Annotated in this window: 26 protein-coding genes and 1 tRNA gene; 15 read left to right on the top strand and 12 right to left on the bottom strand. The window is 72.6% G+C overall.

All coding sequences use genetic code 11. From position 1 onward, the window contains the following. Window positions 1-15: 15 nt before the first annotated feature. The 4 genes from ACFVU3_RS21515 to ACFVU3_RS21500 all read left to right on the top strand — a co-directional run bounded on the left by ACFVU3_RS21515 (window position 16) and on the right by ACFVU3_RS21500 (window position 3,171). Window positions 16-1,110, top strand: coding sequence for a LacI family DNA-binding transcriptional regulator (locus tag ACFVU3_RS21515; protein ID WP_390068342.1), 1,095 nt, complete (start codon window positions 16-18; stop codon window positions 1,108-1,110). 164 nt (window positions 1,111-1,274) lie between these two features. Further along, window positions 1,275-2,354: an aldose epimerase family protein gene (locus ACFVU3_RS21510; protein WP_390068340.1), complete on the top strand. Its 1,080-nt coding sequence runs from the start codon at window positions 1,275-1,277 to the stop codon at window positions 2,352-2,354. Between the two features lie 94 nt (window positions 2,355-2,448). Then, entirely contained in the window at window positions 2,449-2,886 is a 438-nt protein-coding gene (locus ACFVU3_RS21505) for a hypothetical protein (RefSeq protein ID WP_390068338.1), read from the top strand. Beyond that, window positions 2,887-3,171 (top strand): hypothetical protein, encoded by a 285-nt coding sequence (locus tag ACFVU3_RS21500; protein ID WP_390068337.1) that lies wholly within the window; start codon window positions 2,887-2,889, stop codon window positions 3,169-3,171. Window positions 3,172-3,204: 33 nt separating this feature from the next. On the opposite strand, the gene ACFVU3_RS21495 is transcribed toward ACFVU3_RS21500, so the two are convergent. Further along, window positions 3,205-3,678, bottom strand: coding sequence for a hypothetical protein (locus ACFVU3_RS21495; RefSeq protein WP_390068335.1), 474 nt, complete (start codon window positions 3,676-3,678; stop codon window positions 3,205-3,207). A 208-nt stretch (window positions 3,679-3,886) separates the two neighbouring features. Between ACFVU3_RS21495 and ACFVU3_RS21490 the strand changes: the two genes are divergently transcribed. Beyond that, window positions 3,887-5,020, top strand: a complete 1,134-nt coding sequence (locus tag ACFVU3_RS21490) for a substrate-binding domain-containing protein (RefSeq protein WP_390068333.1) — start codon at window positions 3,887-3,889, stop codon at window positions 5,018-5,020. 355 nt (window positions 5,021-5,375) lie between these two features. Beyond that, complete coding sequence (locus ACFVU3_RS21485; protein ID WP_390068331.1) at window positions 5,376-7,787, top strand: polysaccharide lyase 8 family protein; 2,412 nt, start codon at window positions 5,376-5,378, stop codon at window positions 7,785-7,787. Between the two features lie 87 nt (window positions 7,788-7,874). Here the strand turns inward: ACFVU3_RS21485 and ACFVU3_RS21480 are convergent, their stop codons facing one another. Next, a complete protein-coding gene (locus tag ACFVU3_RS21480; protein WP_390068329.1) occupies window positions 7,875-8,309 on the bottom strand; it encodes a YdeI/OmpD-associated family protein in 435 nt (144 codons plus the stop codon). A 134-nt stretch (window positions 8,310-8,443) separates the two neighbouring features. Then, on the bottom strand, window positions 8,444-9,103 hold the full coding sequence (locus tag ACFVU3_RS21475) for a glyoxalase (protein WP_390068327.1): 660 nt from the start codon (window positions 9,101-9,103) through the stop codon (window positions 8,444-8,446). A gap of 206 nt (window positions 9,104-9,309) precedes the next feature. Here ACFVU3_RS21475 and ACFVU3_RS21470 point away from each other — a divergent pair, with 206 nt between their 5' ends. Then, on the top strand, window positions 9,310-9,816 hold the full coding sequence (locus ACFVU3_RS21470; protein ID WP_390068326.1) for a hypothetical protein: 507 nt from the start codon (window positions 9,310-9,312) through the stop codon (window positions 9,814-9,816). Window positions 9,817-9,965: 149 nt separating this feature from the next. Next, complete coding sequence (locus tag ACFVU3_RS21465) at window positions 9,966-10,118, top strand: hypothetical protein (protein WP_390068324.1); 153 nt, start codon at window positions 9,966-9,968, stop codon at window positions 10,116-10,118. Window positions 10,119-10,254: 136 nt separating this feature from the next. Here ACFVU3_RS21465 and ACFVU3_RS21460 read toward each other — a convergent pair whose 3' ends face one another. Continuing rightward, on the bottom strand, window positions 10,255-10,782 hold the full coding sequence (locus ACFVU3_RS21460) for a DinB family protein (RefSeq protein WP_390068323.1): 528 nt from the start codon (window positions 10,780-10,782) through the stop codon (window positions 10,255-10,257). Between the two features lie 171 nt (window positions 10,783-10,953). On the opposite strand from ACFVU3_RS21460, the gene ACFVU3_RS21455 reads away from it, so the two are divergent. From ACFVU3_RS21455 to ACFVU3_RS21445, 3 genes are all read left to right on the top strand, one after another. After that, window positions 10,954-11,709 carry a MerR family transcriptional regulator gene (locus ACFVU3_RS21455; RefSeq protein ID WP_390068321.1) on the top strand — a complete coding sequence of 252 codons (756 nt, stop codon included), beginning with the start codon at window positions 10,954-10,956 and terminating at the stop codon, window positions 11,707-11,709. 109 nt (window positions 11,710-11,818) lie between these two features. Then, a complete protein-coding gene (locus tag ACFVU3_RS21450) occupies window positions 11,819-12,715 on the top strand; it encodes an aminoglycoside phosphotransferase family protein (protein ID WP_390068320.1) in 897 nt (298 codons plus the stop codon). A 179-nt stretch (window positions 12,716-12,894) separates the two neighbouring features. Next, window positions 12,895-12,988: transfer RNA gene (locus ACFVU3_RS21445), tRNA-OTHER, on the top strand. 62 nt (window positions 12,989-13,050) lie between these two features. Here ACFVU3_RS21445 and ACFVU3_RS21440 read toward each other — a convergent pair. The 6 genes from ACFVU3_RS21440 to ACFVU3_RS21415 form a co-directional block, all read right to left on the bottom strand. After that, window positions 13,051-13,308: a DUF6221 family protein gene (locus ACFVU3_RS21440; RefSeq protein WP_390068319.1), complete on the bottom strand. Its 258-nt coding sequence runs from the start codon at window positions 13,306-13,308 to the stop codon at window positions 13,051-13,053. Between the two features lie 56 nt (window positions 13,309-13,364). Further along, the gene (locus ACFVU3_RS21435; RefSeq protein ID WP_390068317.1) at window positions 13,365-14,546 is read right to left on the bottom strand and encodes a PP2C family protein-serine/threonine phosphatase; all 1,182 of its coding nucleotides are present in this window, start codon (window positions 14,544-14,546) and stop codon (window positions 13,365-13,367) included. Window positions 14,547-14,690: 144 nt separating this feature from the next. Beyond that, complete coding sequence (locus ACFVU3_RS21430) at window positions 14,691-15,113, bottom strand: GNAT family N-acetyltransferase (protein ID WP_390068316.1); 423 nt, start codon at window positions 15,111-15,113, stop codon at window positions 14,691-14,693. A gap of 147 nt (window positions 15,114-15,260) precedes the next feature. After that, on the bottom strand, window positions 15,261-15,746 hold the full coding sequence (locus ACFVU3_RS21425) for a hypothetical protein (protein ID WP_390068314.1): 486 nt from the start codon (window positions 15,744-15,746) through the stop codon (window positions 15,261-15,263). 400 nt (window positions 15,747-16,146) lie between these two features. Further along, the gene (locus ACFVU3_RS21420) at window positions 16,147-16,626 is read right to left on the bottom strand and encodes a hypothetical protein (RefSeq protein WP_390068312.1); all 480 of its coding nucleotides are present in this window, start codon (window positions 16,624-16,626) and stop codon (window positions 16,147-16,149) included. A gap of 145 nt (window positions 16,627-16,771) precedes the next feature. Then, window positions 16,772-17,368, bottom strand: coding sequence for a TetR/AcrR family transcriptional regulator (locus ACFVU3_RS21415; RefSeq protein ID WP_390068311.1), 597 nt, complete (start codon window positions 17,366-17,368; stop codon window positions 16,772-16,774). 105 nt (window positions 17,369-17,473) lie between these two features. Between ACFVU3_RS21415 and ACFVU3_RS21410 the strand changes: the two genes are divergently transcribed. Both ACFVU3_RS21410 and ACFVU3_RS21405 read left to right on the top strand, forming a co-directional pair. Beyond that, window positions 17,474-17,965, top strand: a complete 492-nt coding sequence (locus ACFVU3_RS21410) for a GNAT family N-acetyltransferase (RefSeq protein ID WP_390068310.1) — start codon at window positions 17,474-17,476, stop codon at window positions 17,963-17,965. Between the two features lie 159 nt (window positions 17,966-18,124). Further along, window positions 18,125-18,349 carry a hypothetical protein gene (locus ACFVU3_RS21405; RefSeq protein WP_390068309.1) on the top strand — a complete coding sequence of 75 codons (225 nt, stop codon included), beginning with the start codon at window positions 18,125-18,127 and terminating at the stop codon, window positions 18,347-18,349. Between the two features lie 122 nt (window positions 18,350-18,471). Here ACFVU3_RS21405 and ACFVU3_RS21400 read toward each other — a convergent pair whose 3' ends face one another. Beyond that, window positions 18,472-19,434 (bottom strand): acetylxylan esterase, encoded by a 963-nt coding sequence (locus ACFVU3_RS21400; RefSeq protein ID WP_390068494.1) that lies wholly within the window; start codon window positions 19,432-19,434, stop codon window positions 18,472-18,474. 165 nt (window positions 19,435-19,599) lie between these two features. Beyond that, window positions 19,600-20,331, bottom strand: a complete 732-nt coding sequence (locus ACFVU3_RS21395) for a FadR/GntR family transcriptional regulator (RefSeq protein ID WP_390068492.1) — start codon at window positions 20,329-20,331, stop codon at window positions 19,600-19,602. A gap of 127 nt (window positions 20,332-20,458) precedes the next feature. Here ACFVU3_RS21395 and ACFVU3_RS21390 point away from each other — a divergent pair, with 127 nt between their 5' ends. Beyond that, entirely contained in the window at window positions 20,459-22,051 is a 1,593-nt protein-coding gene (locus ACFVU3_RS21390; RefSeq protein ID WP_390068308.1) for an ABC transporter substrate-binding protein, read from the top strand. 72 nt (window positions 22,052-22,123) lie between these two features. Then, the gene (locus ACFVU3_RS21385) at window positions 22,124-23,074 is read left to right on the top strand and encodes an ABC transporter permease (protein ID WP_390068307.1); all 951 of its coding nucleotides are present in this window, start codon (window positions 22,124-22,126) and stop codon (window positions 23,072-23,074) included. Window positions 23,075-23,077 lie beyond the last annotated feature (3 nt).

Below are 23,077 nucleotides of genomic sequence, written 5' to 3'. Positions count from 1 at the left end.
AACCAGAGGAGTCCCGTGGGCGTCAGCCTCAAGGACGTCGCGCAGAGGGCCGGCGTCTCGATCAAGACCGTCTCCAACGTGGTCAACAACTATCCCCACGTCACCCCGCAGATGCGCGCCAAGGTGCAGCGGGCCATCGACGAGCTCGGCTACCGGCCGAACCTCACGGCCCGCCACCTCCGCAAGGGACGCACCGGCATCATCGCCTTCGCCGTCCCCGAGCTGGGCAACCCGTACTTCGCGGAGCTGGCCGGAGCGGTGATCGACGCGGCCGCGCAGCACGACTACACCGTGCTCGTCGACCACACGGCGGGACTGCGCGAGCGGGAACTCCTGGTGTGCCAGGAGTTCCGCTCCCACGTCATCGACGGGCTGATCCTCAGCCCCATCCACCTGGAGAACGGCGACCTGCTCGCCCGCCAGGAGACCTCCCCGCTCGTCCTCCTCGGCGAGCGGGAGTACGACGCCCCCTACGACCAGATCGCCATCGACAACGTCGCCGCGGCCCGCACCGCGGTCCGGCACCTGCTCGACCTCGGCCGGCGCCGCGTCGCCTTCCTCGGCTCGCGCACCGGCCGCGAACGCCAGCCCGCCCACCTGCGGCTGCGCGGCTGGCGCGAGGAGCTGACGGCCGCCGGCGTGGAACCCGACGAGCGGCTCGTCGTCGCCACCGACGGCTATGGCCGAGGCGACGGCGCCGACGCGATGGCCACCCTCCTCGACCGCGGCGTCCGCCCGGACGCCGTCTTCGCCTACAACGACCTGATCGCGCTCGGCGCGCTCCGCACCCTCGCCGAGCGGGGCCTGCGGGTCCCCGAGGACATCGCCGTGGTCGGCTTCGACGACATCGAGGAGAGCCGGTACGGCACGATCAGTCTGACCACCGTCGCCCCGGACAAGCGGGCCATCGCCCGCCAGGCCGTCGACCGGCTGGTGGAGCGCCTCGCGGGAGCCCCGGTGACGGAACCGCGCCGCATCCGCCCCGGCTACGAACTGGTCGTCCGCGAATCCACCGGCGGCTCCCACACCGTGGCGAAGCCCGCGTCCCCGGAGGCCGCGGACGCGACGCCGCCCGTACCGGCGAGCGCCGCGCCGACCGACGCCCCCTGAACCCGCCCGAGGGCCGCGCACCAGTCGCCCGCCCCGCCCCCGAGCCCACCCCGCCCGGGCCGTGCACCCAGCCGGCCGCCCCGCCCCCGGCCCCCCGAACGAGCCCGGGGCCCACCCAACCGCCCGCCCCACCCTTGCCCCCTCCCACCGGCCCGAGGACCTCCATGCCCCGACCCGCCATCCGCCACCGCCCCTTCGGCACCACCCCCTCCGGTGAGGACGTCAGCCTCTGGCACCTGGCCTCGCCCTCCGGCGCGTACGCGGAGATCCTCACGTACGGCGGCATCCTGCACGCCCTCGGCGTCCCCGACGTCCGGGGCCGCACGGACAACGTGGTCCTCTCGCTCGGCACGCTCGACCAGTACGCGGAGAAGAGCCCGTACCTCGGCGCCCTCATCGGCCGGTACGCCAACCGCATCGCCCACGGCCGCTTCACCCTCGACGGCGTCACCCACCACGTCCCCGCGAACGACCGCGGCCACGCCCTCCACGGAGGGCCCGAGGGCTTCGACACCCGCGTCTGGCGGGCCGCCCCGCTCGTCGACGGCGACACCGCGGCCCTGCGGCTGACGCTGCGCAGCCCCGACGGCGACATGGGCTTCCCCGGGAACCTCGACGTCACCGCCACGTACGCGCTCGACGGCGCCGGGACCCTCTCCGTCGACTTCGCCGCCACCACGGACCGCGCGACCGTGGTCAGCCTCACCAGCCACGCCTACTTCAACCTCGCGGCGGACGGACGCGACGTCCTCGACCACACCCTCCAGACCGACGCCACCGGCTACCTCCCCGTCGACGCCACCGGCATCCCCCTCGGCCCGCCGGCGGACCCCGCGGGAACCCCCTTCGACCTCACCACCCCGCGCCGCCTCCGCGACACCGTCCTCGCCCCCGCCGACGAACAGCTCCGCCGCGCGGGCGGCTACGACCACTGCTGGACCCTCGCCGGCGCGGAATCACCGGCCCCCCGCCGCGCCGCCCGCCTCACCGCCCCCGGCGGCACCCGCGTCATGGAGGTCTGGACGACCGCCCCCGGCCTCCAGATCTACACGGCGAACCAGCTCGACGGCACCCTGACCGACCCCGAAGGCCGCCCCCTCCTCCGCCACGGAGCGGTCTGCCTGGAGACCCAGCACTACCCCGACGCCCCCAACCGCCCCGCGTACCCCACGCCCGTGCTCCGCCCCGGCACCACCGCCCGCCGGCGCACCGAATTCCGCTTCCCCTCCCCGGCCACGCCCTGAAGCCCCGCGTCACCGCACGCCGGAGCCACGCGGTCGGACCTGGCGGCGCATCCGCAGCCCGCCCGCGCGCTTGGCTCCGGCCTAGGTTCATCACATGTCACGCACACGACCGGCCCTGACCGCCGTCCTCCTCACCTGCGCCGCCGTGAGCGGGTGTACGGCGGGCACCCCGGACCGGGACGCGCCGCCGGCATCGGCGACGGCGTCGCCTGCCGAAGGAGAGGGCGAGCCGCAGCCGTTGGAGGACGATTCCGCCGTACCGGTGACCAGACAGCTGAGCCAGGGCGATCTCACCCGGGCGATCCCCGACGCGGAGGACGTGGTTCCCGGCTACCTCCCCGGCACGCTGCACAAGCGCATGCCGGGCGAGCCCGACGACTGCGCACCCCTGGACGCGCCCGCGCCCGCCAGATGGCGGCGGTCGGGCAGCGGCGACGACGACCATCAGGGGTCCACGGTCTCGCACGGCATCGACCTGGACGTATGCCAGTTCGACACTGCCGCGCACGCGAAGTCGGCCTACGACACGTGAGTGGAGCGGGACGGGACGGTCTCGGTGCAGGCCGGCCAGGTGGGACAGGAGTCGGCCTTCCTCACGGACACCGGATTCAGCGGCACGGTCCACGGCTACAGCCGATCCGGCACCATCGTGGCCCGCGTCGTCGTCGACGACGCGGGCGAGGACCCGGCGGACGCCCACGCCGTGCTGGCCGCCACGATCGAGCGCCTCCAGCAGGTCCAGGCAGGCCGGCCCGCCACGGCCACGGTGTCCGGCATCACGGCAGCCGAGGAAACCCGTCCCGGCATCAGCCCATGACCTGCACCACGCCGACCCGGGCCGCCTGACGTTCTACGCGCCCTGCGACGGCTCCGAGGCCCCCGTCCTCCGCGCCACCCTCGACAGCCGCCGCGACGCGCTGATGTCCTCCACCGTCTGACGGTCCGGGACCGTGGCGGGTGAGCCCATGAAGGCGTCCAGACCCTCGACGATCGCGCGGAGTTCGCGGGCTCCGCGCGGCGACATCGCGCGGAGGACGGCGTCGAGCAGGGCACGGCCTTCGTGAGGGTTGCCGCAGCAGTACCAGTGCGCGTCGCCGAACTCGTCGTCGTGCCAGAGCTCGCGCTCGGGCCGGTGCACGTACGCCTTCCACCGGCGCAAGGCGGCGCCGACATCCCCTGGTCGCAGGTAGTTCCGGGAGCGCTCCAGGCGGACGATCTCGGACAGCGCACGCGGGGAGAGGCGGTCGATGGCCGGCTTCGGGCGTGGTGACCGCCCCTGGTCCGGGAGCGTGGCCCGGACGCGTCCCGGCCGTCTACGCGGCATGGACCTTTCGCTCGGTCGTCATGCCGTCCGTGGTGCCACGGCGTCGAGCCGTGCCGCGGTGCCCGCGCGCCACGAGTGGCGCACCGCGCGCGGGATCCCCGCCGCCCGCGCTTGCCGCACCCCTGCCCGATCCACCTCGGGAGCCGGAGCGGAACACGGCGCTAGGCTGCGCCCGCGACCCACCGACCGGAGCGAGGAGCCGCCACCGATGCGAGAGAGCGTGGAGCAGCGGCACGGCAGGATCCTGCGGCTCGTCCGTGAACGGGAGAGCGTACGGGTCACCGAACTCGCGGCGGCACTGGAGGTCTCCGTGGAGACCGCCCGACGCGATGTGGCCGCGCTGGCCGCGGTGGGACGCGTGCGGCGGCTGCACGGCACCGTCTCCTGGCCGACCTCGCCGCTCAACGCCCGCGACGCCCGCCTCGCCCGCCGGACCGTGCCGCGCGCGCCGAGCGGGCCCGTGCTGGGCATGGTCGTACCGGTGTCCGACTACTACTTCCGGTCCGTCATCCAGGGCGCCCGCCGAGCCGCCGCCGACTCGGGCGCCCGCCTGCTCGTGGGTGTCACCGACTACACCTCGGAACGGGACCGCCAGCACGTCGCCACGCTGCTCGACGCCGGCGTCGACGGCCTGCTGCTCGCTCCGAGCTGGGCCCTGGACGGTCCCGACGAGGCGGAGGCGGCGCCGTTCGCCGCGCCTCCGGTCCCCGCCGTCCTCGTCGAGCGGCGGATCCCCCTCGGTGTGCCCGGCTCCCACCTCGACCGTGTCGTGTCGGACCACGCCGGCGGAGCGGCGCTCGCCGTGCGTCACCTGGCCCAGCTCGGGCATCGGCGCGTCGCCCTGCTGGCCCGGCACACCCACACCAGGCCCGCGGTACGCCAGGGCTATCTCTCGGCGGTCCGCGCGCTCGGCCTCCCCGACGACGACCTCTCACCGACTCCGGACGGACCGGGGAGCGACCTCGACGACATCGGTGCGGACCGCCTCCTCGCACTCATCCGTGCCGGAGAGATCCGCGCCGGGCTCGTCCACACCGACATCGACGCGGTGAACCTGCTCCACCGGCTGCGGGCCCACGGGGTGCGCGTGCCGGAGGACTTCGCGCTCGTGTGCCACAACGACGAGATGGCCGCGCTCGCCGACGTGCCGCTGACGTCCGTCAGTCCGGCGACGTTCGCCGTCGGGGAGGCGGCGGTCCGGTTGCTGGTACGGCGCCTGGAGGAGCCCGACGCCGCGCACTCCGCGGTCGAGTGGCTGCCGAGGCTGGTGATCCGGGACTCCTGCGGAGCCGCCGGCGGGCCGGTCGACGGACACGAGTCGCCCGAGGAGCGCCGGCGGTAGGGACCCGGCCGTGCCTCCGGGACGCCGGCGAAGGGCTTCCCAGGCGGTGGGGCGCAGCTCGGGTCCGGTCGACCGCGTGCCCTCTGACTGACCGAATACTGCCCGAGTCACCCTCGTCCCTTGACGGGGAGAAAGCGCTTGCAGAGGCTGCTGCACAAGCACCTCCGCCGAGCCCCTCGCACTCCCGAGGACTTCCCCCTCCGTATGCCATGGCGTCCCCCGTCCCCCCATGACGCCCCCGTCCCCCCCTGACGTCCCCCGCCCCCACGACGTCCCCATTCCCCCATGACGTCCCCGCTCCCCCCGCGGCTTCCTCCGCACTCCCCATGACGTCCCCCGCAAAGGCTGGTCCCGCATGTCCTCATCCCTGCGTCGCCGCACCTTCCTCCAGGTGACCGGCGGCACCGCACTGGCTCTCGGCGTCGCCGGAGCCGCCGCCGCCCCGGCCGCCGCCGCGACCCCGGACCCCCAGGAGTTCGCCGCGCTGCGCGCCGGCTGGCGCGACCTCGTCCTCGGCACCGGCTTCAGCCCCACCGCCGAGCCGTTCAGAAGCCTGCTCGCCGACCTCGGTACGGCGGCTCGGGCGCACCTGTCCACGATGCTCCCCGCCGAGGGCTCGCTGTGGCCGGACGCGGTGTGGCGGGACCCGGAACCGGACACGGACGCGGAGTCGTACGCCTTCTCCGCCCAGATGAACGAGAGCTACAACCGGATCGGCACGCTCGCGCAGGCATGGGCCCAGCCCGGTACCGGGCTCACCGGAGACCCCGCCGTCCTGCGCGCGGTCCTCGACGGCCTCGACCATCTCCACGCCCAGGTCTACAACGAGACGACCGTCCGCTACGGCAACTGGTGGAACTGGCAGATCGGTGCCCCGCAGGCCCTCATGGACACGTGCGTCCTCGTCCACGACCACCTGACGGCCGAGCAGATCGCCGCGTACTGCCGGGCCGTCGACCACTTCGTCCCCGACTCGGTCTTCGACGCGTACACCGGCACATCCACCGGCGCCAACCGCGTCGACCTGTGCCGCAGTGTGATCCTGCGCGCGATCGTGGGGGAGGACAGCGGCCGGATCGCCCGCGCGGTCGCCGCCCTCGACCCCGTCTTCCCGTACGTGACCAGCGGCGACGGCTTCTACGCCGACGGATCGTTCATCCAGCACCGCAACGTCCCCTACATCGGCGGATACGGCTCCGTCCTCCACGACGGCATCGGACGCCTGATGGCCCTGCTGCGGACCTCGCCGTGGCCGGTGGCCTCCCCGGACGCGCAGCTCTTCCTGGACACCGTCGACCACGCCATCGCGCCGTTCGTCCACAACGGCCTGATCATGGACAACGTCTCGTCCCGCGGCATCAGCCGCGCCGGAACCTCCGACCACACCCGGGCCCACGCCCTGCTCGCCACCATCGTGCTGATCGGCCGCGGCGCGAGCGAGGCGGAGAACGCCCGCTGGCGGGCCATGGTCAAGGGCTGGATGCAGCGCGACTACCACGCCCCTCCGCTGAGGAACCCCAAGCTGAGCCTGGTCCGCGCCGCCCTGCTGCAGTCCCTGCTGGACGACACCTCGGTCACGCCGGCGCCCGAACCGGTCCAGCACCGGCTGTTCCACCACATGGACCGGGCCACCCATCGCCGCCGCGGCTGGTGCGCCTCGGTCTCCATGGCCTCGAAGCGCGTCGCCCACTACGAGTACGGCAACGGCGAGCACGCGCGCGGCTACCACACCGGCGCCGGCTGGCTCTCCTGGTGGGGCGACGACTTCGGCCTGGAGCAGTACGCGGACGCCTACTGGCCGACCGTCGACCCCTACCGCCTCCCCGGCATCACGGCCTCCCGCAAGCCGCTCGCCGACGGCGAGGGCGGCAACTGGGGCCAGCCCATGCCGAACGCCGCCTGGGTGGGCGGCACCACCGACGGCGAGTTCGGCGCCACCGGACAGCACCTCATCGGCCTGTCCTCCACGATGAACGCGAAGAAGTCATGGTTCTGGCTGGACGACGCCGTCGTCTGTCTGGGCGCGGGCATCACGTCCACCGACGGCCACGCCGTGGAGACCACCGTGGACAACCGGGCCCTCAAGGCGTCCGAGACCCCGGCGCTCACCGTCGACGGCAGGGTGCAGCCCGACGGGCAGGGCGAGCAGGGCACCTTCGAGAACGCCCGCTGGGCCCACGTCGAGGGCCACGCCGGCTACGTCTTCCCCGAAGGGCTGAGGCTCGGCACCGTGCGCGAGGAACGCACCGGCGCCTGGCGGGACATCAACGCCGGGGGACCCGCGACCCCGCTCACCCGCCGCTACCTCACCCTCTTCACCGACCACGGCACCGATCCGACGGACAGCGACTACGCGTACGTCCTGATGCCCGGCGCGAGCCTCCGCACCACGGCCCGGCGCGCCGCCGACCGGGGATGGCTGCACCTCCTCGCCAACACCGGCTCGCAGCAGGGCGTCCGCGTACCCCGCCTCGGTCTCACCGCCGTCAACTTCTGGACGGCCGGCGCCGTCGGACAGCTCTCCGCCGACGCGCCCGCGTCCGTCCTCGTCCGCGAACACCGCGACGGCACGGCGACCGTCGTGGTCTCCGACCCGGCCCGCCGGACGACCTCCTTGCGGATCACCTGGGCCAAGCGGGTCTCCTCGGTGATCTCCAAGCCCGGCACGGTGACCGCGGCGACCACCGGCGCGACCCTGAACCTCACCTTCACCGGCCTCGCCCAAGCCTCCGGCGCCCCGCAGCGGGTCCGCGTCCGGCTCGCCTGAGAGGGAGAGGCCCCAGCGCGCAGGCAGGACCAGCCCTCGGCACGGCGACCGCGGTGCCGAGGGCTGGTCCTGACCGGCACTCGAAGGTCAGCCGCGCAGGGTGGCGATGGCCTTCTCGATGCGCCGTCGGCGCGTCTCGGGCCTCTTCGCGCTCTCGATGGCGCGCACGTGCTCGCGCTTGCGGCTGTGGGTGAGGTTGTCGTACGCGGCGCGGACGGCCGGGTCGTCGTCCAGGGCCTGGGCGAAGTCCGGGGGTTCGACGACGACGCGCGGCTCGGTGTCGAGTTCGACCTCGACCTCTACCTCCTCGCCGATCGCGACGTCCGCGGCCTGCCGGTTGGCATTGCTGAGGCCGAGCAGGTGGCGGCCCCGGAGGATGGCGACCCGGCTCTTCCAGGAATGACCGTTGACCGTGATCGTCACCGGCGGCCGGGCGCCCCCGCCGAGCGCGGTCACCACCTCGGGCGGGACTTCCAGGCCCCGCATGGGCTCGGGCGGCTCGACATGGGCGCGAAACTTCATGGTCTTCCTCCTGTGGTTCTGCGGTGCGTCGCGGATTCGGCTCGTCCGGCTCCGACAGCCGTTCCCGCATTTCACCCCGGCGCCACCGCCACGGTGCGTGGGCGCCGGCCGGGTCGGTGCGGCCGGGCCCCGGGTCAGGGCCGCGGGGAGGAGGCCGACGTGTCGGCCTCCCAGGAGAACCCGTCCAGGTCGGTGAAGGCGTCGGTGGTGCTGCCGAGGACGATGCGGTGCGAGCCGGTGCCGTCGACGGGGACGCCGAGGTCCTTGGCCAGGGCCCGGCGCTTGTACAGCGCCAGCTTGACGGGGCTGAGCGGACCGGGGGCGAACTCGGCGTACTTGCCGCCGAAGCTCTTGGCCACGGGCAGGCCCCGGTCGGCGTAGAGCTGCCGGGTGGCCTTGACGCTCTCGACGCCCATCAGCAGAACGACGTCGTCGACCTCCAGGGCGGCGGGGCCGGAACCCTTCTTGCCCGAGGTGGCGATCTTCCAGATCGCTCCGTCCGGGGCCTGGACGACGCCGCTGTAGCCCCAGAACGACTTCGCGGCGGGCTTCAGGACCGTGGCACCGGCGTCCACGGCGGCGCGGAAGAAGGTGTCCACGGTGGCGGGCCCGGCCACGGTCAGGGCCAGGGTGAAACCGCGGAACCCGGTGGAGGGGGCCTCGGACGCCCGGAGGCGGACGTAGGCGTCCACGCCGAAGGCGCTGTAGAAGCGGAGGGCGGCCTCGGGGTCGGCCACCTCGAGGGTGACGGACGCGAGGGAGAGGGGGGCTGCGGAGGAAGTGGTGGTTGCCATGACCCTCACGCTAGGGGCCGGGTACCGGCCGGGGCTTCTCGAATCCTGACCGGTCCCGCGCCCGCCGCGCAGTCCGGCCGTCGCCGGCGGCCGGGCCCGCACCGGACGAGCCGCGGGGGACCGCCCACGAACACGTCGGCGACCGCGGCGGCCCGCCCCCGGAACCCGGTGGACCGCTGGTCAGGGTCCCTGGCAGGCTTCGCACCATGGAGGTACTCGATGTCCTGGCCGGCCTGGCGAAGACGGGCCGGCTGGGTCCGGTGTCCATCGGAGCCGACTGGAACGACGTGACCGCGGCGCTCGGCGAACCGTGGGAGATCGGCACGATGAGCCGGCGGAGGAAGTGGCCGAAGCTCTTCGCCTACGGAGACCTGGAGCTCAGTGTCTGCCGCTGCCGCAAGGTCTCCCTCATCTGTGTCCAGACCTGGCGTGACACCGTCGAACTCCCTCCGTCGGTCACCGGGGGGACGGCCGAGTTCCCGGCCGGTTTCAGGTACGCGGACGTCGTGTCCGCCCTGGACCGGGCGGGCTGTGCCTGGGAGCCGTACGCCCCGCTCACGTTCGGAGACCAGTGCTCGCTGGCGACGATCCCGTCAGGCGCGCACTTCACCTTCGTCGTCCCCGAGGACGAGGAACCCGAGCTGAACATCCTGGGCCTGCCCGGCGACGGACACGACTGCTCCGCACGGACGGCGGACCGAACGACGGAATGAGCTCGCCGACCCCCCTCGGCGTCGGCGTTCCGGGGAGAGGGCGACGGCGGTGACGGCCGTCCCGCGGTGGGAAGTTACAGTTCCCGTGACGTCGGTCAGCGTGTCCGCCCCCACGACCGGGGGACGGGCCGGACGAGGAAGGAGGCTCTGTGAACCCTCAAGAAGCCGTGGCGCGAAGCCGGCGTGCCGAACGACTCGGATGGTCGGCCATCGCCCTGGTGGTGGGTCTGGGTGTCCTGGCCGTGCTCGCGGTGCTCGTGGCCGTCGGACTGTTCGCGCTCGCGGCGGTCAGCGTGAACTGAGGTCGGTCACGAGGTGAACCGAGGGCGGTCGTGATCGCCCTGTGGGCCATGGCGGCGAGGGCGCACCTCGCAGCGTCACGCCGGTGGGTGGTCCGGCCGGAGCGCAGGGCGCTACGGACCCTCCGTCCGAGGACCTTCAGTCGCCCGTCATCCCGTCGGTCCGCTCGCGCAGGAGGTCGGCGTGACCGTTGTGGCGGGCGTACTCCTGAATCATCATCATGTAGACCCAGCGCAGGCTGAGGGGAACCCCGCGGGAGGACAGGAAGGTCTCGTCGAGGCCGTGCCCGGCCACTGCCGCGTCGCAGGCTTCGACCTCGGCCCGGAACAACCCGAAGTCCCTCTCCGCTCGGGCTGCGCGCACCCCGTCGAGCCCCTCGTTGCCGTCCGACGGGCCGGTGAACACCTCGCCGATCGGCTCGCCCGCGAAGCTTCGCCGGAACCACCACCGCTCGACCTCCGCCATGTGGCGGACCAGACCGAGGAGCGTGAGGTTCGACGGCTCCACGGTCGTCCGCGCCAAGGGGGCCGATTCGAGCCCGGCGCACTTGGCCAGCAACGTCTCCCGATGCCAGCTCAACCAACCCTCCAGCATATGACGCTCGGTGGCGACACCCAGCTCGCCGAGGTGCCCGGTGCGGTGGACGGGTGGTGCTGTCCAAGTCATGGATCAACCCTGCATCGCCCTCCCGGAGAGTTCAAGCAGGCGGAAGGGCAGCCGGTGCGCAGGCAAGGGATTCTGGGCCCTGCCGGGGTTGCGGTTGCCGTTGCGGCAGCTTCTACCGTCGTGACCAGGGCCGGAGACGCCGGCCCGGCGATCTGCAGCGCGGGAGTCGTGATGGATTGGCCGATCGCGGAGGTGGCGCGTATGTCGGGCGTCACCGCCCGGACCCTGCGTCACTACGACGAGACAGGTCTGCTGCCGCCGGCCCGGATCGGCGCCGGCGGCCGCCGCTACTACGGGGAGCGCCAGTTGCTGCGGTTGCAGCAGATCCTCGTGCTGCGGGCACTGGGCGTCGGTCTCTGCGACATCGGACGGATCCTGTCCGAGGAGGTCGACGAGGTGGACGCCCTCGAGCGGCACCACCAGCGTCTCCTCGCGGAACGGGACCGGCTCGACGTGCTGGCCGGGACCGTCTCCCGCACGATCGCCGAACTGAAGCAGTCCAGGAAGGACGGCAACCCCATGACCATCAACCGACCGGAGAACCTCTTCGAGGGCGTGACGCCCTCCCAGTACGAGGAGAACATGCGCGACTTCCCGGAACTGGCCGCGGACGTCGGCCGGCGGGCGGCCACGATGAGCGAGGCCGACGCCGACGCCGCGCACCGTGCGCGCACGGCCCAGATGATCCGGCTGGCCGAGCTCATGGCCGCGGGCCATCCCGCCGACGCGGAACCGGTCCAGGCGGAGATCCACGCCCAGTACCGGGCCCTGACCGGACTGCGTGCCGTCTCCGCCGAGGAGTACCGGGCCATCGGGCGCTCCCTCGTCGGCAACGAGACGTGGCGCGCCGCCTACGAGGCCATCGTCCCCGGCCTGGCCGCGTACCAGCGCGACGCGATCGAGGCGTACGCCATCACCCGGCTGTAGATCACGGCGCGACCCGCCATCGACTGAGGACCGGGACGGCGAGGGCGCGCTCTCCCGCGGCCGGGTGCGGGAGAGCGCGGCGACCCACGCCGAACTACTGTGACGTCGCATGACCGACACCGAGATCGAGATCAGCGCCGACCTGGTCCGCACTCTGCTGCGGGAGCAGCATCCGGACCTGGCAGGGTTGGACATCCGTGAAGTGGCGGGCGGCTGGGGCAACCAGATGTGGCGGCTCGGGGACGAGCTGGCCGTGCGCGTGCAGCGCATGGACCCCACCCCGGAGCTCCAGCTCAAGGAGCGGCGCTGGCTCCCCGTGCTGGCCCCGCGCCTGCCGCTTCCGGTGCCGACCCCGGTACGGTGCGGCGAACCGTCCGAGCGCTTCCCCAAGCACTGGACGGTCATGACCTGGGTGCCCGGCGAACCGCTGGACCACGGCTCGATCAGCCGCGGCGTCCACGCGGCCGACACGCTGGCGGGTTTCCTCCGGGCCCTCCATGTGGAGGCGCCGGCCGAGGCGCCGATCGCCACCGACCGCGGCGCCCACCCCAGGAACTGCACCGACGGCTTCGCGCACTTCCTCCACGCCGTCGTCCCCGACGGCATCGCCGCCGACGTCCGGACCGTCTGGGAGGACGCCGCTGCGGCCCCCGCCTGGGAGGGACCGCCGGTCTGGGTGCACGGCGACCTCCACCCCGCGAACGTCGTCGTCTCGGACGGGACGCTCTCGGGCGTCGTCGACTTCGGTGACATGTTCGCCGGCGATCCGGCGTGGGACCTCGCCGCCGCGTGGGTGCTGCTCCCCGAGGGAACGGCCGCACGGTTCTTCGACGCGTACGGGCACGCGGACGAGGCGGCGATCCGGAGGGCCCGCGGGCTGGCCGCGATGAAGAGCCTCTTCCTCATGCTCATGGGGCAGAACGGAGACCGGGGCCTTCCCGGCGGCAAGCCGCACTGGGGACCTGTGGGCCGGGCGGCACTCGCACGTGTTCTGCGGGGCGTCTGACGCGGGAACGGGCCGCGATGCCGCGCTCGGGGCCGCTCGGCCCATGCGGCGGACGCCTCCTGGGCGCGGAAGGACGGGGGAGGGCCGGGACGCGTGTCAGCGGTACGTCAGACCGGTATCAGCGGTGTCTGCCACAGTTGTTCTCAGGAACAGCCCGGCGGACGCACCGGGCGGCTTCTGGAGAGGTGCCCGGAGTGGTTTATCGGGGACCGGAGCCTCGGCTCCACGGTCGGGTCCAACGGGCCCGCGCAGGTTCGAATCCTGCCCTCTCCGCAGATGACGGAGACAGGGTTCCCCGGCGACTTCCGGACCGGACGTCGCCGGGGGACAGCTTTCTACGGCCGCCACTCCTCCCGGTAGCCGGGGTGGTCGGCGTGCGACTGCGCCAGGACGCGAACGGCATGTCCGAGACCGGGGAAGCGCGCGTCGGACGGATCCATCGCCTCGTACTCCCGCACCAGCATGTCGACGAGGTCGAGCATCGGCAGGTGGCTGTCGAGGAGGGCGTCACCCCCGAAGCGGTAGGCCACATCGGCGTAGGTGTGGGCGTCCGCCTCGTAGCGGGCGTGAAGGAACGTCAGGAGGTCGTCCATGAAGAGATCATGGCGCACCTTCGGCGTCGCCCGCGGGCCGGTGGTGACGCTCGTGATCACATCGAGCCCCGGTTGGGGTGCCACTCGGCGAGCACGATGGTGGCGTCGTCGCGGAGGCGGCGGTCCTGGTGGCGGAGGAGGTCCCGCAGGAGGAGACGGAGTGCTTCCGGCGCGGGGTCTCCGGCGCCGAGCGCGCGGATCACCGTGTCGCTGAGCCGTTCCTCGCCGAACAGGTCGCCCTGCGGGGACCTCGCCTCGGTGACGCCGTCGCTGTAGAGGAGGACACGGTCGCCCGGTTCGAGCCGGGTCGTGTGGACGGCCGGCGGTGTCTCCGTGTGGAAGCCCCAGCCGAGCGGCAGATCGGACTCACGGACGAGCGCGTCGGGCAGGATCCGGTTGTCGCGGATCAGCAGCGGCGGGGGATGGGCGCAGTTGACCCAGGCCAGCGTGCCGTCGGCGGTGTCCAGCCGGGCGATGACCGCGGTCATGAGCCGGTCGGTGAACCACGTGTCCAGGATCCTGTCGATCGCCAGGACGATGTCGGCGAGGCTTCCTCCGGAACGGCGCGTGGCCCGGCAGGCCGCGAGTCCGGCGGCGCTCGCCCCGCCGGAGGCGAGATCGTGCCCCATCGAGTCCAGCAGCGCCAGATGCAGGGCGTCGCCGTCGAAGCTGTGGTCGAAGGCGTCACCGCCGATGTCGTACGCGGGCTCCAGCACCGCGGACGACGTCACGCGGGCGCTCCCGATCGTGCGCGGCGGCAGAAACGCCCACACCAGCTCGCCCTGCACTGTCATGGCCCGCCGGCGTTCCGCCTCGATCAGCAGGTCGTTGTGGGACGACTTGGAGACGAGCAGCAGCGCGGCCACCCCGGCCAGAGCCTCGCACCAGGAGATCAGTTCGTCGTCCAGACCGGCAGCCGTGGCCTTGAGGACGCCGAGACGTTCGACGCCGTCGATCATCGGCACCCAGAGTGTGGCACCGTCGTCCGACCGTACGGTGCGCTCCCGGCGGTACGCCTGCCCCGCCGCCGAGTCGTCGATGCTCAGCGTCTCCTCCCCGGCCGTCGTCGGCAGCGGAAGGGCCACGAGCTTCGCCTGCTGCAGGTCGGCCAGGTACATCCGTACGTCGTGCAGCCCCCTGTCGCGACCGGTCTCGGACACGAGCGCGGCCAGGTCCCGTCCCAGCACCGGACGGGACCTGGCGATCAGTTCCGACAGCAGCTTCTCGCCCGACCCCATGTCCCGGCCCCTCGCAGGCCCGCCGGGCGCGGGCCACCAGGGACCGAGCGTAGCCAGGAACGCCACCGCACGGGGGCAAGGGCCGCGGCGCGTCACGAAGTCCACGCTCCTGGCCGCCGACCGGGCCACTCGACGGGCGCGTGTCTACGTGGCTCGCGGCCGGTGGAGGTAGAACAGCTCGGGGTCCCCCTCGTCGAGGCCGTGAAGGAGGCCGACCGGACTCCAGCCGGCCCGCTGGAGCAAGCGCTGCATCGCCTGATTGGAGACGTTGGTCGAGGTGAACAGCTTCGCGGACGTGCACGTCTCGGCCGCGGCGTCCAGCAGCCGCTGCCCGACGCCCCTTCGACGCGCCGGCGGGGCCACCGTCAGCAGGGTGACGAAGCCGTGCTCGAAGAAGGTGTACTCGACCACGCAGTAGCCGAGCGGGCCGGACGCGTCCTCCGCCACGATCGCCAGGCCCTGGCGGCACCACGTCCGGATGCTCGCGCGTCGTCCGGGGTCCCCGGCGACGGCGACGGCGTCGACGCCGATGAGCGCGTCCGCCTCCGAGCCGTTCGCGCGACGCACACCGAACTCTCGGCTACGCCGTGTGCTCTCGTCATCCATGGGTTCCCGCCTTCGCGCGACGTGGTGCGCACCACCGTGTGCGGTACGCCGGATCCGCACCTCGCGGCCCCAGACCTCACAGGCGCGGCAACATCCGAAAGAGACGGCCTAGTCGACCGGGGGCCATGGGTAGCCGAGCAGCTCGGCGTCGTGCGAGCCTCCCCAGACCTCGGCGGCGGCGCGGGGATCGCTCACGGTCAGCTGTGCCTCGAACCGTTCGGCCTGGTCGGCCGGGTCGTCGGCCTCCTCGACGGGGAGAGTCATCCCGAACTGGAGCCAGGGTCCCGTCTCGGTCCGGACGCGGGGATGCATCAGGAGGACGTGGATCCGGTCCGGTTCGGTGCGCGAGGCCCAGACGTCTTCCAGCTCGCACTCCCACCGGGACAGCCAGGCGGTGCGTTCCCGCAGGCGGTCCTCCAGCAGCCGTGCGACGACTCCGGCCGGCCACTCCCATCCACGGTCCTGTTCGGCCCGGCGGACCTCGGCTTCGTACGGACCGGCCGCGAACCTGAGCTCCGGCAGGCGTACGTCCTGGCGGGGCGGGTCGCGCCAGTCCGCCCACACCACGTGCTCCCCGTCGCGTCCGACCGTCACGTAGAGCGCGCCACAGCACGGCTCGTAGCCGCACCCCGCCAGGGCGAGCCGAACCTCGGCGGGCCGTGAGCGGGGAAGCAGCGGCCCGGCCGGCGGCAAGAGGTACCGAGGGCTCACACCCGTCCCCCGCGGGAACACGTCGGCCAGCAGATCCCGTCCGTTGACGAGGGGCCTGACTTCCACCGCGCCCTCTCCGGGCGGTGGACAGACGATCTGCAGGCTGAGGAGGTCCGGTTCTGTGGCCACCGGCCGATGATCGCGGAGCTCGCCTCGGCTGTCACCCGAATTCCCCGGCCTGCGGGACCGCCTCACCTGTCGGCGTCCTGATCAGCACCTCCCCTTCGCGGCCGTGGCACGGGCTCCTGGCGGAGGAGGAAGGGAGTTGGGCGCCGGCCGGTTCTCAGTCCCAGGAGTTGAAGAGCGTGGCGCCGAGGGTCCGCGGCCGCCAGTGCTCGATCTGACGCCACTCCGCCGCGGACAGGGCAGAGGTGTCCCACTCCGTCAGGGGAGACCGGAGCTGTGCCGCGCTCGGGACGACGAAGCCGGTCCTGATCAGCTCGGTGGCCCATGCGGGAGGTTCCCGGAACTCGTCGGTGTACCAGTAGCGCCGGTCGCCGACGAAGGCGATCAGCGGGTAGTGGGCGTGGAACAGCGCGATGTGCGTGCCGTCCCGGTCGCTGATGGTGGCGGTGTGGAAGTTCTGCGGGTACTCCCGCTCCGTGAAGTCCTCGACCTGGCCTCCCGCGGCCCGCGCCGCGGCGTACCAGCCGGCACGGCACGCTCGGGGATCGGTGCTCGGCACGGGAGGGTCGTTGGGGCCGCTGAACCCGGTCACGCCCTTCTCCAGGCCAAAGCTCACCTGCGACTTCTCCACCTTCATCCCTCCGATCGGGCCGTTCGACGCCGAGGGCACCAACCTAGCGATCACCGACCCCCGTCGGCACGGGAGATTCGCCCGGTGTCTCGTGGGTGGGGTGGGGTGGGGTGGGGTGGGACGGGCCCGCCGGCCGGCGACCGGACGGCTCCTACCGGTGGCCGGGCCGCGCACCGCGCAGCAGTGCCAGTTGCTGGTCGACGGCGGCGGTCACACGGCGTTCGTCGTCCGTGGCGAGCAGGTCGAGCAGAGCCCCGCGGAGAACGGCCAGGGTCAGGGTGCGGAGGGCGGTTCCCGCCGCGCTGTTCCGTTCGGCCCGCGGCTGGCAGTCCGCGAGCACCGCGAGCCAGTCGTCCACGGTGTTCCTGGCGAAGCCCGCCCAGGGGCCGTCGGGCTCGACGAGGGAGCGGGTGTACGCCTCGGCCCAGAGGCGCAGCAGGGGGCGGTGGCTGTCGGCGGCGAGCCAGGCCCACACGCTCTCCGCGGCGGAGGCGAGCCCGAGAGGCTGCTCGTGCCCGCGGAGTTCGTCCAGGAGGGCCAGTTCTTCCGCGCGGGCTCTCTGGAGGAGGGCCTGGAGGAGTCCGTCCTTGTTGCCGAACAGGAACATCAGGACGCGGGTGCTCGAACCGATCGCGTCGGCCAAGGGGCGCAGCGACATGCCGGCCAGGCCGTGAGCCAGGGCGTACCGGTAGGCGGCTTCGAGGAGTTCGGTCTGGCGGGGGGAGGGGTTTGCGGTGCTCGGAGGCATGCGCCTACCCTACGGCTACTGACACGACTGTGTCAGTAGCCTGTGGTGAGGGTTTCCATGCAAGGAGTGAACATGTCGGCAAGGTCAGACCAGCGGAGTGTCACGATGCGCCGTGCCGACCGTCCCGGGGACCTCGGCTGGATGGTGATGGCCCACGGGGAGCTCTATGACCGGCAGTTCCACTGGAACCAGGACTTCGAGGCGCTGGTGGCGAAGATCGTCGCCGACTTCGCCGCCGAGCGGACCGCGGCGGCGCAGGCGGCCTGGATCGCGGACGTCGACGGTGAACGGGCGGGCTGCGTGATGCTCGTCGCCAGTGACCGGCCGGCCGTGGCCAAGCTGCGCGTCCTGCTCGTCACCCCCGACGCCAGGGGGCTCGGCATCGGCACCCGCCTGGTCGAGGAGGCGCTGGCCTTCGCCCGGTCGGCCGGCTATCGGGCCGTGACGCTGTGGACGACCGGCAACCTCGACGCGGCGCGCAGGATCTACCAGCACTTCGGCTTCACCCTCATCCACGAGGACCCCACCGAGGCATTCGGTCACGCCCTCGTCGGCCAGACCTGGAGCCTCGACCTCCAGGGAGGCGCCCTGCGTTGAGGGCGAGGTCCGACCGTGGCGTCGCCGTTCTCCACGGCCGCGGCGTGCTCGTTCGCGGGGGCGGGGCCGTCGTCGAGCGGGAACGGTGACCGGGTAGTCTCACCCGGAGGCTGGCCCGCCCGGACGGACGGGGCCTCACGTTCCGTGCGGGGGAGATCCATGACCGACGTCCCGCCTTCGCGCTTCCTGCGCCTCGTCCTGCGCGCGGACGCCTTCGCCGTGTCCAGGACCGGGAACATGACGCTGATCCCGTTGCTGCTCGTCCTGGTCGTCACCGACACCGTCGTCGGCTACGTGGCCGCGGGCGTCCTCTTCTCCGCCGTCGTGGCCACCGGTGTGGCCGCCCGCCGCCACGAGCGGGTGGGCGTGTCGTCGCGGCGCTGATGCCCCGGGGTGAGTGCCGGGGGTCACGACGGCCCCGGGACACGGGCGTGCGGGCCCAAGCGGGGGTCGTCGGGAGCGGCCTCCCGGAGTGGTTCTGACGGCGCGGTCGACGGGAGCACCGGTCAGCCGATGCGGGCGCGCACGAAGGCGAGCTGGGCCGCTTCGTGGGCCCTGCCGCCGCCCTCGTGGCCGTTGAAGGGGTAGACCTCGACCGTCTTGTCCGCGGCGTACCGGTGGTAGGCGGCGAAGCAGGTGGACGGCGGGCAGATCGGGTCCATCAGGGCTATGGAGAAGAGCGCGGGGGCGTCGGCGCGGGCGGCGAAGTGCATGCCGTCGAAGTAGGACAGGGTCGTGAAGACCTGGTCGACCCGGTCGCGGTGGAGGGCGAGGTACTGGGCGATCTCGGTGTACGGGGGTTCCGGTGCGATCTCGGCGCCGCGCCGGATGTGGCAGAGGAAGGGCACGTCGGGCATGACGCCGGCGAGGCCGGGGACGAGTCCGGCGACGGCGAGGGCGATGCCGCCGCCCTGGCTGAAGCCCGTGACGACGATCCGGCCGGGGTCGACCATGGGCAGGGCCCGGGCGGCCTCGGCCCAGCGGGCCGCGTCGGCGAACAGCCGTCGGTAGTAGTGCTCCTCAGGGCGTTCGATCCCTCGGGTGAGGAAGCCGGGGACCGGTCCGCTCGGTCCGGGTGCGGGGTCGGCGGTGTCGCCCGGGGCGGCGGACCAGCCCTGGCCGCGGGTGTCCATGAGGAAGTGGGCGTGACCGGCGGCCGGGTGGAGGAGGTTCTCGTGGGGGAGGCCGCGCCCGCGCCCGTACCCCAGGAACTCGACGACGCAGCCCAGCGGGCCGGTCGCGCCGGCCGGCACCCGGAGCCAGCCGCGTACCGGCTGGCCGTCGAAGCCGGGGACGGTGACGTCGTAGGTGTCGATGAGGGCGAGGCCGTTGTCGACGGGGCGCAGTTCCGGTGGGGCGGCGGTGCCCAGGGCGAGGGTGCGGGCCCAGAAGTCGTCGAAGTCGGCGGGGGCCGGCACCTCGGGCCGGTACGCCAGACAGTCGTCCAGGGACAGGTCGGTGAGCGGCACGGCCGCCTCCTCGGGGTGATCCACGAAATCGGACATGAGATGTCTGATGTCCGGTCGCGACAGTAAGGCCCTTCGGGTGGGCGGTCAAGGGGGGCGGTCAAGCGGGGGCGGTCGCGCCGAGGTGCCCGCCCGGTGGGGACCGGGCGGGCACCTCGTCCGGCTCCGTCAGTTCCCGGCGGTGGTCCTGGCGCGGGCGTCGGCCAGCCGGCGGCGCACCGGGGCGTAGTGGTCGGCGACGGCGGCGATGAACGCCGTCGGATCTCCGGCCCGCGCCGCCTCGGCGATCCGGCGGTGGACGTCCACCGTCACCTTCTCGTCCTCGATGGTCATCAGGTTGAGATGGGGCGAGACGATCGAGTAGACGTCCCAGAACGCCAGGGTGAGCTGGCTCATCAGCTCGTTGCCGAGCGGCTCCACCAGGAGGGCGTGGAAGGCGCGGTCGGAGGCGACGAAGCCGTCGCCTCCGCCGGAGCCCTGCCGCTCCATCTCGTCGACCAGGCCGTCGAGGGTGTCCAGGTGCCGCGCGCTGAGCGCGCCGATGATCCGCTCGGCGTTGCCGCGCTCGAACAGCTCGCGCACGTCGACGAGGTCCGCGTACACCTGGAAGTCGTCGTCCGGGCTGAGCATGCCCCGGAAGCTCATCGACTCGACGAGCGCGGACAGGCTCAGCCGGCCCACGTACGTGCCGTGCCCGTGGCGCACCTCGACGATGTCCAGCGCGGCCAGCGTCTTGACCGCCTCGCGGATGCTGGAGCGGCTCGCACCCAGCGCGGCACAGAGCTCCGCCTCGGTGGGCAGGGGATCGCCGGGACGCATGCGGTTGTCGAGCATGTAGTGCTTGATCTCCTCCGCCACCGTCTTTCGGAGCGATGCGCGTCCCCGGCGCACTTCGGAAATCTCAGGACTGGCCACCTATTGACCCCTCTCCCTCGTCCAGCTAGGTTCCAACGCTATCAGCCGTCGGACATCAGACGTCCGAACTCCAGGCTCTTCCCGAGTGAACGTCGCCCCTAGGAGGACCCCCATGTCGCAGCGGACACCCGCAGGACTCCGCCGCCGCAGCTTCCTGCGCTACACCGGCGTCGTCGGCACCGCGGCCGTCCTGACCGGCACCCTCGCCGCGTGCGGTGGCCCGGCCTCCACTGGTTCCGCGAACGGCGCGGGGGGCGGCACGACCACGATCGAGGCGGGCATCTCGTACGCGCTCTCCACGGGCTTCGACCCCATGACGGCCTCGGGCGCCACCCCGGTCGCCGCGAACACGCACGTCTTCGAGGGGCTCGCCGACCTCGACCCGGCCACCCTGGTCGCCCGCCCGGCGCTGGCCACCGCCCTGCCCGAGAAGATCGACGCGACCACCTACCGGGCGACCCTGCGGGCCGGCGCCACCTTCCACGACGGCTCCCCGGTGACCTCCGCGGACGTCGTGTACAGCTTCGAGCGCATCCTCGACCCCGCGAACGCCTCGCTGATGGCGCAGTTCCTGCCCTTCCTCGACAAGGTGAAGGCGGTCGACGCCTCCACCGTCGAGTTCACCCTCAAGTATCCCTTCGACCTGTTCCCCTCCCGGGTCACCGTCGCCAAGATCGTCCCCAAGAAGCTGGTCGAGGCCGACCCCAAGGGCTTCGACGCCAAGCCGGTCGGCTCCGGTCCCTACCGCCTGGTCTCCGCGACCAAGGAAGACAAGATCGTCTTCGAGGCGTACGACAAGTACAATGGCCGCAACAAGGCCAAGGTCAAGTCCATGACCTGGCGCCTCATGTCCGACCCGGCCGCCCGGGTGAGCGCCCTGGAGTCCGGCCGCGTCCAGGCCATCGAGGACGTCCCCTACATCGACGCCAAGCGCCTGTCCGAGAAGGCGACCGTCGACGCGGTGCAGTCCTTCGGCCAGCTCTTCATGATGTTCAACACCCGGCAGAAGCCCTTCGACGACAAGCGGGTCCGCCAGGCCCTGCACTACGCCCTGAACACCCCCAAGATCATCGAGACCGCGATGATGGGCAACGGCACCGCCGCGCAGGGCTACCTGCAGACGACGCACCCCGACTTCCACAAGGCGTCCACGGTCTACTCGTACGACCCCGCGAAGGCGAAGAAGCTGCTCGCCGAGGCGGGCGTGAACAACCTCTCGATCAAGCTGCTCACCACCGACACCGGCTGGGTCAAGGACATCGCCCCGCTGATCAAGGAGAGCCTCGACGCGGTCGGCGTGCGGACCACGCTGGACATCGGCCAGTCCTCCGCCCAGTACGGCAAGGTCGACCAGGGCGACTTCCAGGTCCTCGTCGCCCCCGGCGACCCTTCGGTCTTCGGCAACGACGTCGACCTGCTGCTGCGCTGGTTCTACGACGGCACCTGGCCGACCAAGCGCTACCGCTGGGACGGCACCGCCCCCGACAAGCAGGTCCGCGCGCTCCTCGACCAGGCGGCCCGCAGCTCCGACGCCGCCGAGCGCACGAAGCTCTGGAACCAGGTCATGGACCTCATCTCCGACGAGGTCCCGATCTACCCGATCCTGCACCGCAAGCTGCCCACCGCCTGGAGCGACAAGGCGCTGCCCGGCTTCAGCCCGCTGCCCACCACCGGCATGTCGTTCCTCAACGTCGGCCGTTCCTGACCGGTGCCCGGGCCGGCCCGCACCCGACGCCGGGCCGGCCCGGGCACCCCTCCAACCGCTAGGAACCAAACGATGGTTGTCTTCCTCCGGCTCGCATTGCGCCGCATCGCGATCATGCCGGTGATGATCCTCGGCATCACCCTGCTGGTCTTCGTGGTGCTGCAGTTCTCTCCCGTCGACCCGGCGTTCAACGCGCTCGGCGAGGGCGCCACCGCCGAGGCCCGCGCCGCCTTCGCCGAGGAGCACGGGCTGAACGACCCCCTGCCCGTCCGGTACGTCACCTTCCTCGGGCAGCTGCTCCAGGGCGATCTCGGCGTCACCCTGCCGCCCGGCCAGGCCGTCGCCGACCGGATCGCGATCGCCCTGCCCGTCACCATCCAGCTCACCGCCCTCGGCCTCGTCCTCGCGATCGTCCTCGCCGTCGCCATGGGCGTGACCGGCGCCGTGCAGCGCGACCGCTGGCCCGACCAGGTCACCCGCATCCTGTCGATGGCCGGCATCGCGATCCCGTCCTTCTGGCTCGGCGTCGTCCTGATCCAGCAGTTCGCCCTGAACACCCCCGCCTTCCCGACGGGCGGCTACGTCAACCCGGCCGAGTCCTTCACCGGATGGCTGCGGGCCATGGCCCTGCCGGCGATCTCCCTGGCCATCCCCGTCGCCGCGTCCCTGGCCCGGCTCATCCGGACCTCGATGGTCGCCGAGCTCGACCGTGACTACGTCCGCACCGCCACCGGCAACGGCCTGCCCCGGACCGTGGTGGTCCGCGGCGTGCTGCGCAACGCGCTGGTCACCCCGCTCACCGTGCTCGGCATCAAGGTCGGCTACCTGCTCAGCGGCGCCGTCGTCATCGAGACGATCTTCGACCTGCCCGGCATGGGCAAGCTCATCCTCGAAGGCGTCACGGGCGGCGACACCGCCCTCGTCCAGGGCACCGTGCTCACCATCGCCCTCGCGTTCCTGGTCGTCAACGTCGTCGTCGACCTCCTGTACCTGCTGGTCAACCCCCGTATCAGGACGGTGTGACGC

Source organism: Streptomyces sp. NPDC058052, assembly GCF_042885515.1.
GTDB lineage: Bacteria > Actinomycetota > Actinomycetes > Streptomycetales > Streptomycetaceae > Streptomyces.
The sequence above is the reverse complement of the archived record's forward strand: the minus strand, read 5'-3'. Positions and strand labels throughout refer to the sequence as shown.

What these genes read in the sequence shown, in the direction of transcription:
- ACFVU3_RS21510 (WP_390068340.1), top strand. Translation starts at nt 1,275, where the DNA reads ATGCCCCGACCCGCCATCCGCCACCGCCCCTTCGGCACCACCCCCTCC.
- ACFVU3_RS21505 (WP_390068338.1), top strand. Translation starts at nt 2,449, where the DNA reads ATGTCACGCACACGACCGGCCCTGACCGCCGTCCTCCTCACCTGCGCC.
- ACFVU3_RS21495 (WP_390068335.1), bottom strand. Translation starts at nt 3,678, where the DNA reads ATGCCGCGTAGACGGCCGGGACGCGTCCGGGCCACGCTCCCGGACCAG.
- ACFVU3_RS21490 (WP_390068333.1), top strand. Translation starts at nt 3,887, where the DNA reads ATGCGAGAGAGCGTGGAGCAGCGGCACGGCAGGATCCTGCGGCTCGTC.
- ACFVU3_RS21485 (WP_390068331.1), top strand. Translation starts at nt 5,376, where the DNA reads ATGTCCTCATCCCTGCGTCGCCGCACCTTCCTCCAGGTGACCGGCGGC.
- ACFVU3_RS21480 (WP_390068329.1), bottom strand. Translation starts at nt 8,309, where the DNA reads ATGAAGTTTCGCGCCCATGTCGAGCCGCCCGAGCCCATGCGGGGCCTG.
- ACFVU3_RS21475 (WP_390068327.1), bottom strand. Translation starts at nt 9,103, where the DNA reads ATGGCAACCACCACTTCCTCCGCAGCCCCCCTCTCCCTCGCGTCCGTC.
- ACFVU3_RS21470 (WP_390068326.1), top strand. Translation starts at nt 9,310, where the DNA reads ATGGAGGTACTCGATGTCCTGGCCGGCCTGGCGAAGACGGGCCGGCTG.
- ACFVU3_RS21460 (WP_390068323.1), bottom strand. Translation starts at nt 10,782, where the DNA reads ATGACTTGGACAGCACCACCCGTCCACCGCACCGGGCACCTCGGCGAG.
- ACFVU3_RS21455 (WP_390068321.1), top strand. Translation starts at nt 10,954, where the DNA reads ATGGATTGGCCGATCGCGGAGGTGGCGCGTATGTCGGGCGTCACCGCC.
- ACFVU3_RS21450 (WP_390068320.1), top strand. Translation starts at nt 11,819, where the DNA reads ATGACCGACACCGAGATCGAGATCAGCGCCGACCTGGTCCGCACTCTG.
- ACFVU3_RS21440 (WP_390068319.1), bottom strand. Translation starts at nt 13,308, where the DNA reads ATGGACGACCTCCTGACGTTCCTTCACGCCCGCTACGAGGCGGACGCC.
- ACFVU3_RS21435 (WP_390068317.1), bottom strand. Translation starts at nt 14,546, where the DNA reads ATGGGGTCGGGCGAGAAGCTGCTGTCGGAACTGATCGCCAGGTCCCGT.
- ACFVU3_RS21420 (WP_390068312.1), bottom strand. Translation starts at nt 16,626, where the DNA reads ATGAAGGTGGAGAAGTCGCAGGTGAGCTTTGGCCTGGAGAAGGGCGTG.
- ACFVU3_RS21415 (WP_390068311.1), bottom strand. Translation starts at nt 17,368, where the DNA reads ATGCCTCCGAGCACCGCAAACCCCTCCCCCCGCCAGACCGAACTCCTC.
- ACFVU3_RS21410 (WP_390068310.1), top strand. Translation starts at nt 17,474, where the DNA reads ATGCGCCGTGCCGACCGTCCCGGGGACCTCGGCTGGATGGTGATGGCC.
- ACFVU3_RS21405 (WP_390068309.1), top strand. Translation starts at nt 18,125, where the DNA reads ATGACCGACGTCCCGCCTTCGCGCTTCCTGCGCCTCGTCCTGCGCGCG.
- ACFVU3_RS21390 (WP_390068308.1), top strand. Translation starts at nt 20,459, where the DNA reads ATGTCGCAGCGGACACCCGCAGGACTCCGCCGCCGCAGCTTCCTGCGC.
- ACFVU3_RS21385 (WP_390068307.1), top strand. Translation starts at nt 22,124, where the DNA reads ATGGTTGTCTTCCTCCGGCTCGCATTGCGCCGCATCGCGATCATGCCG.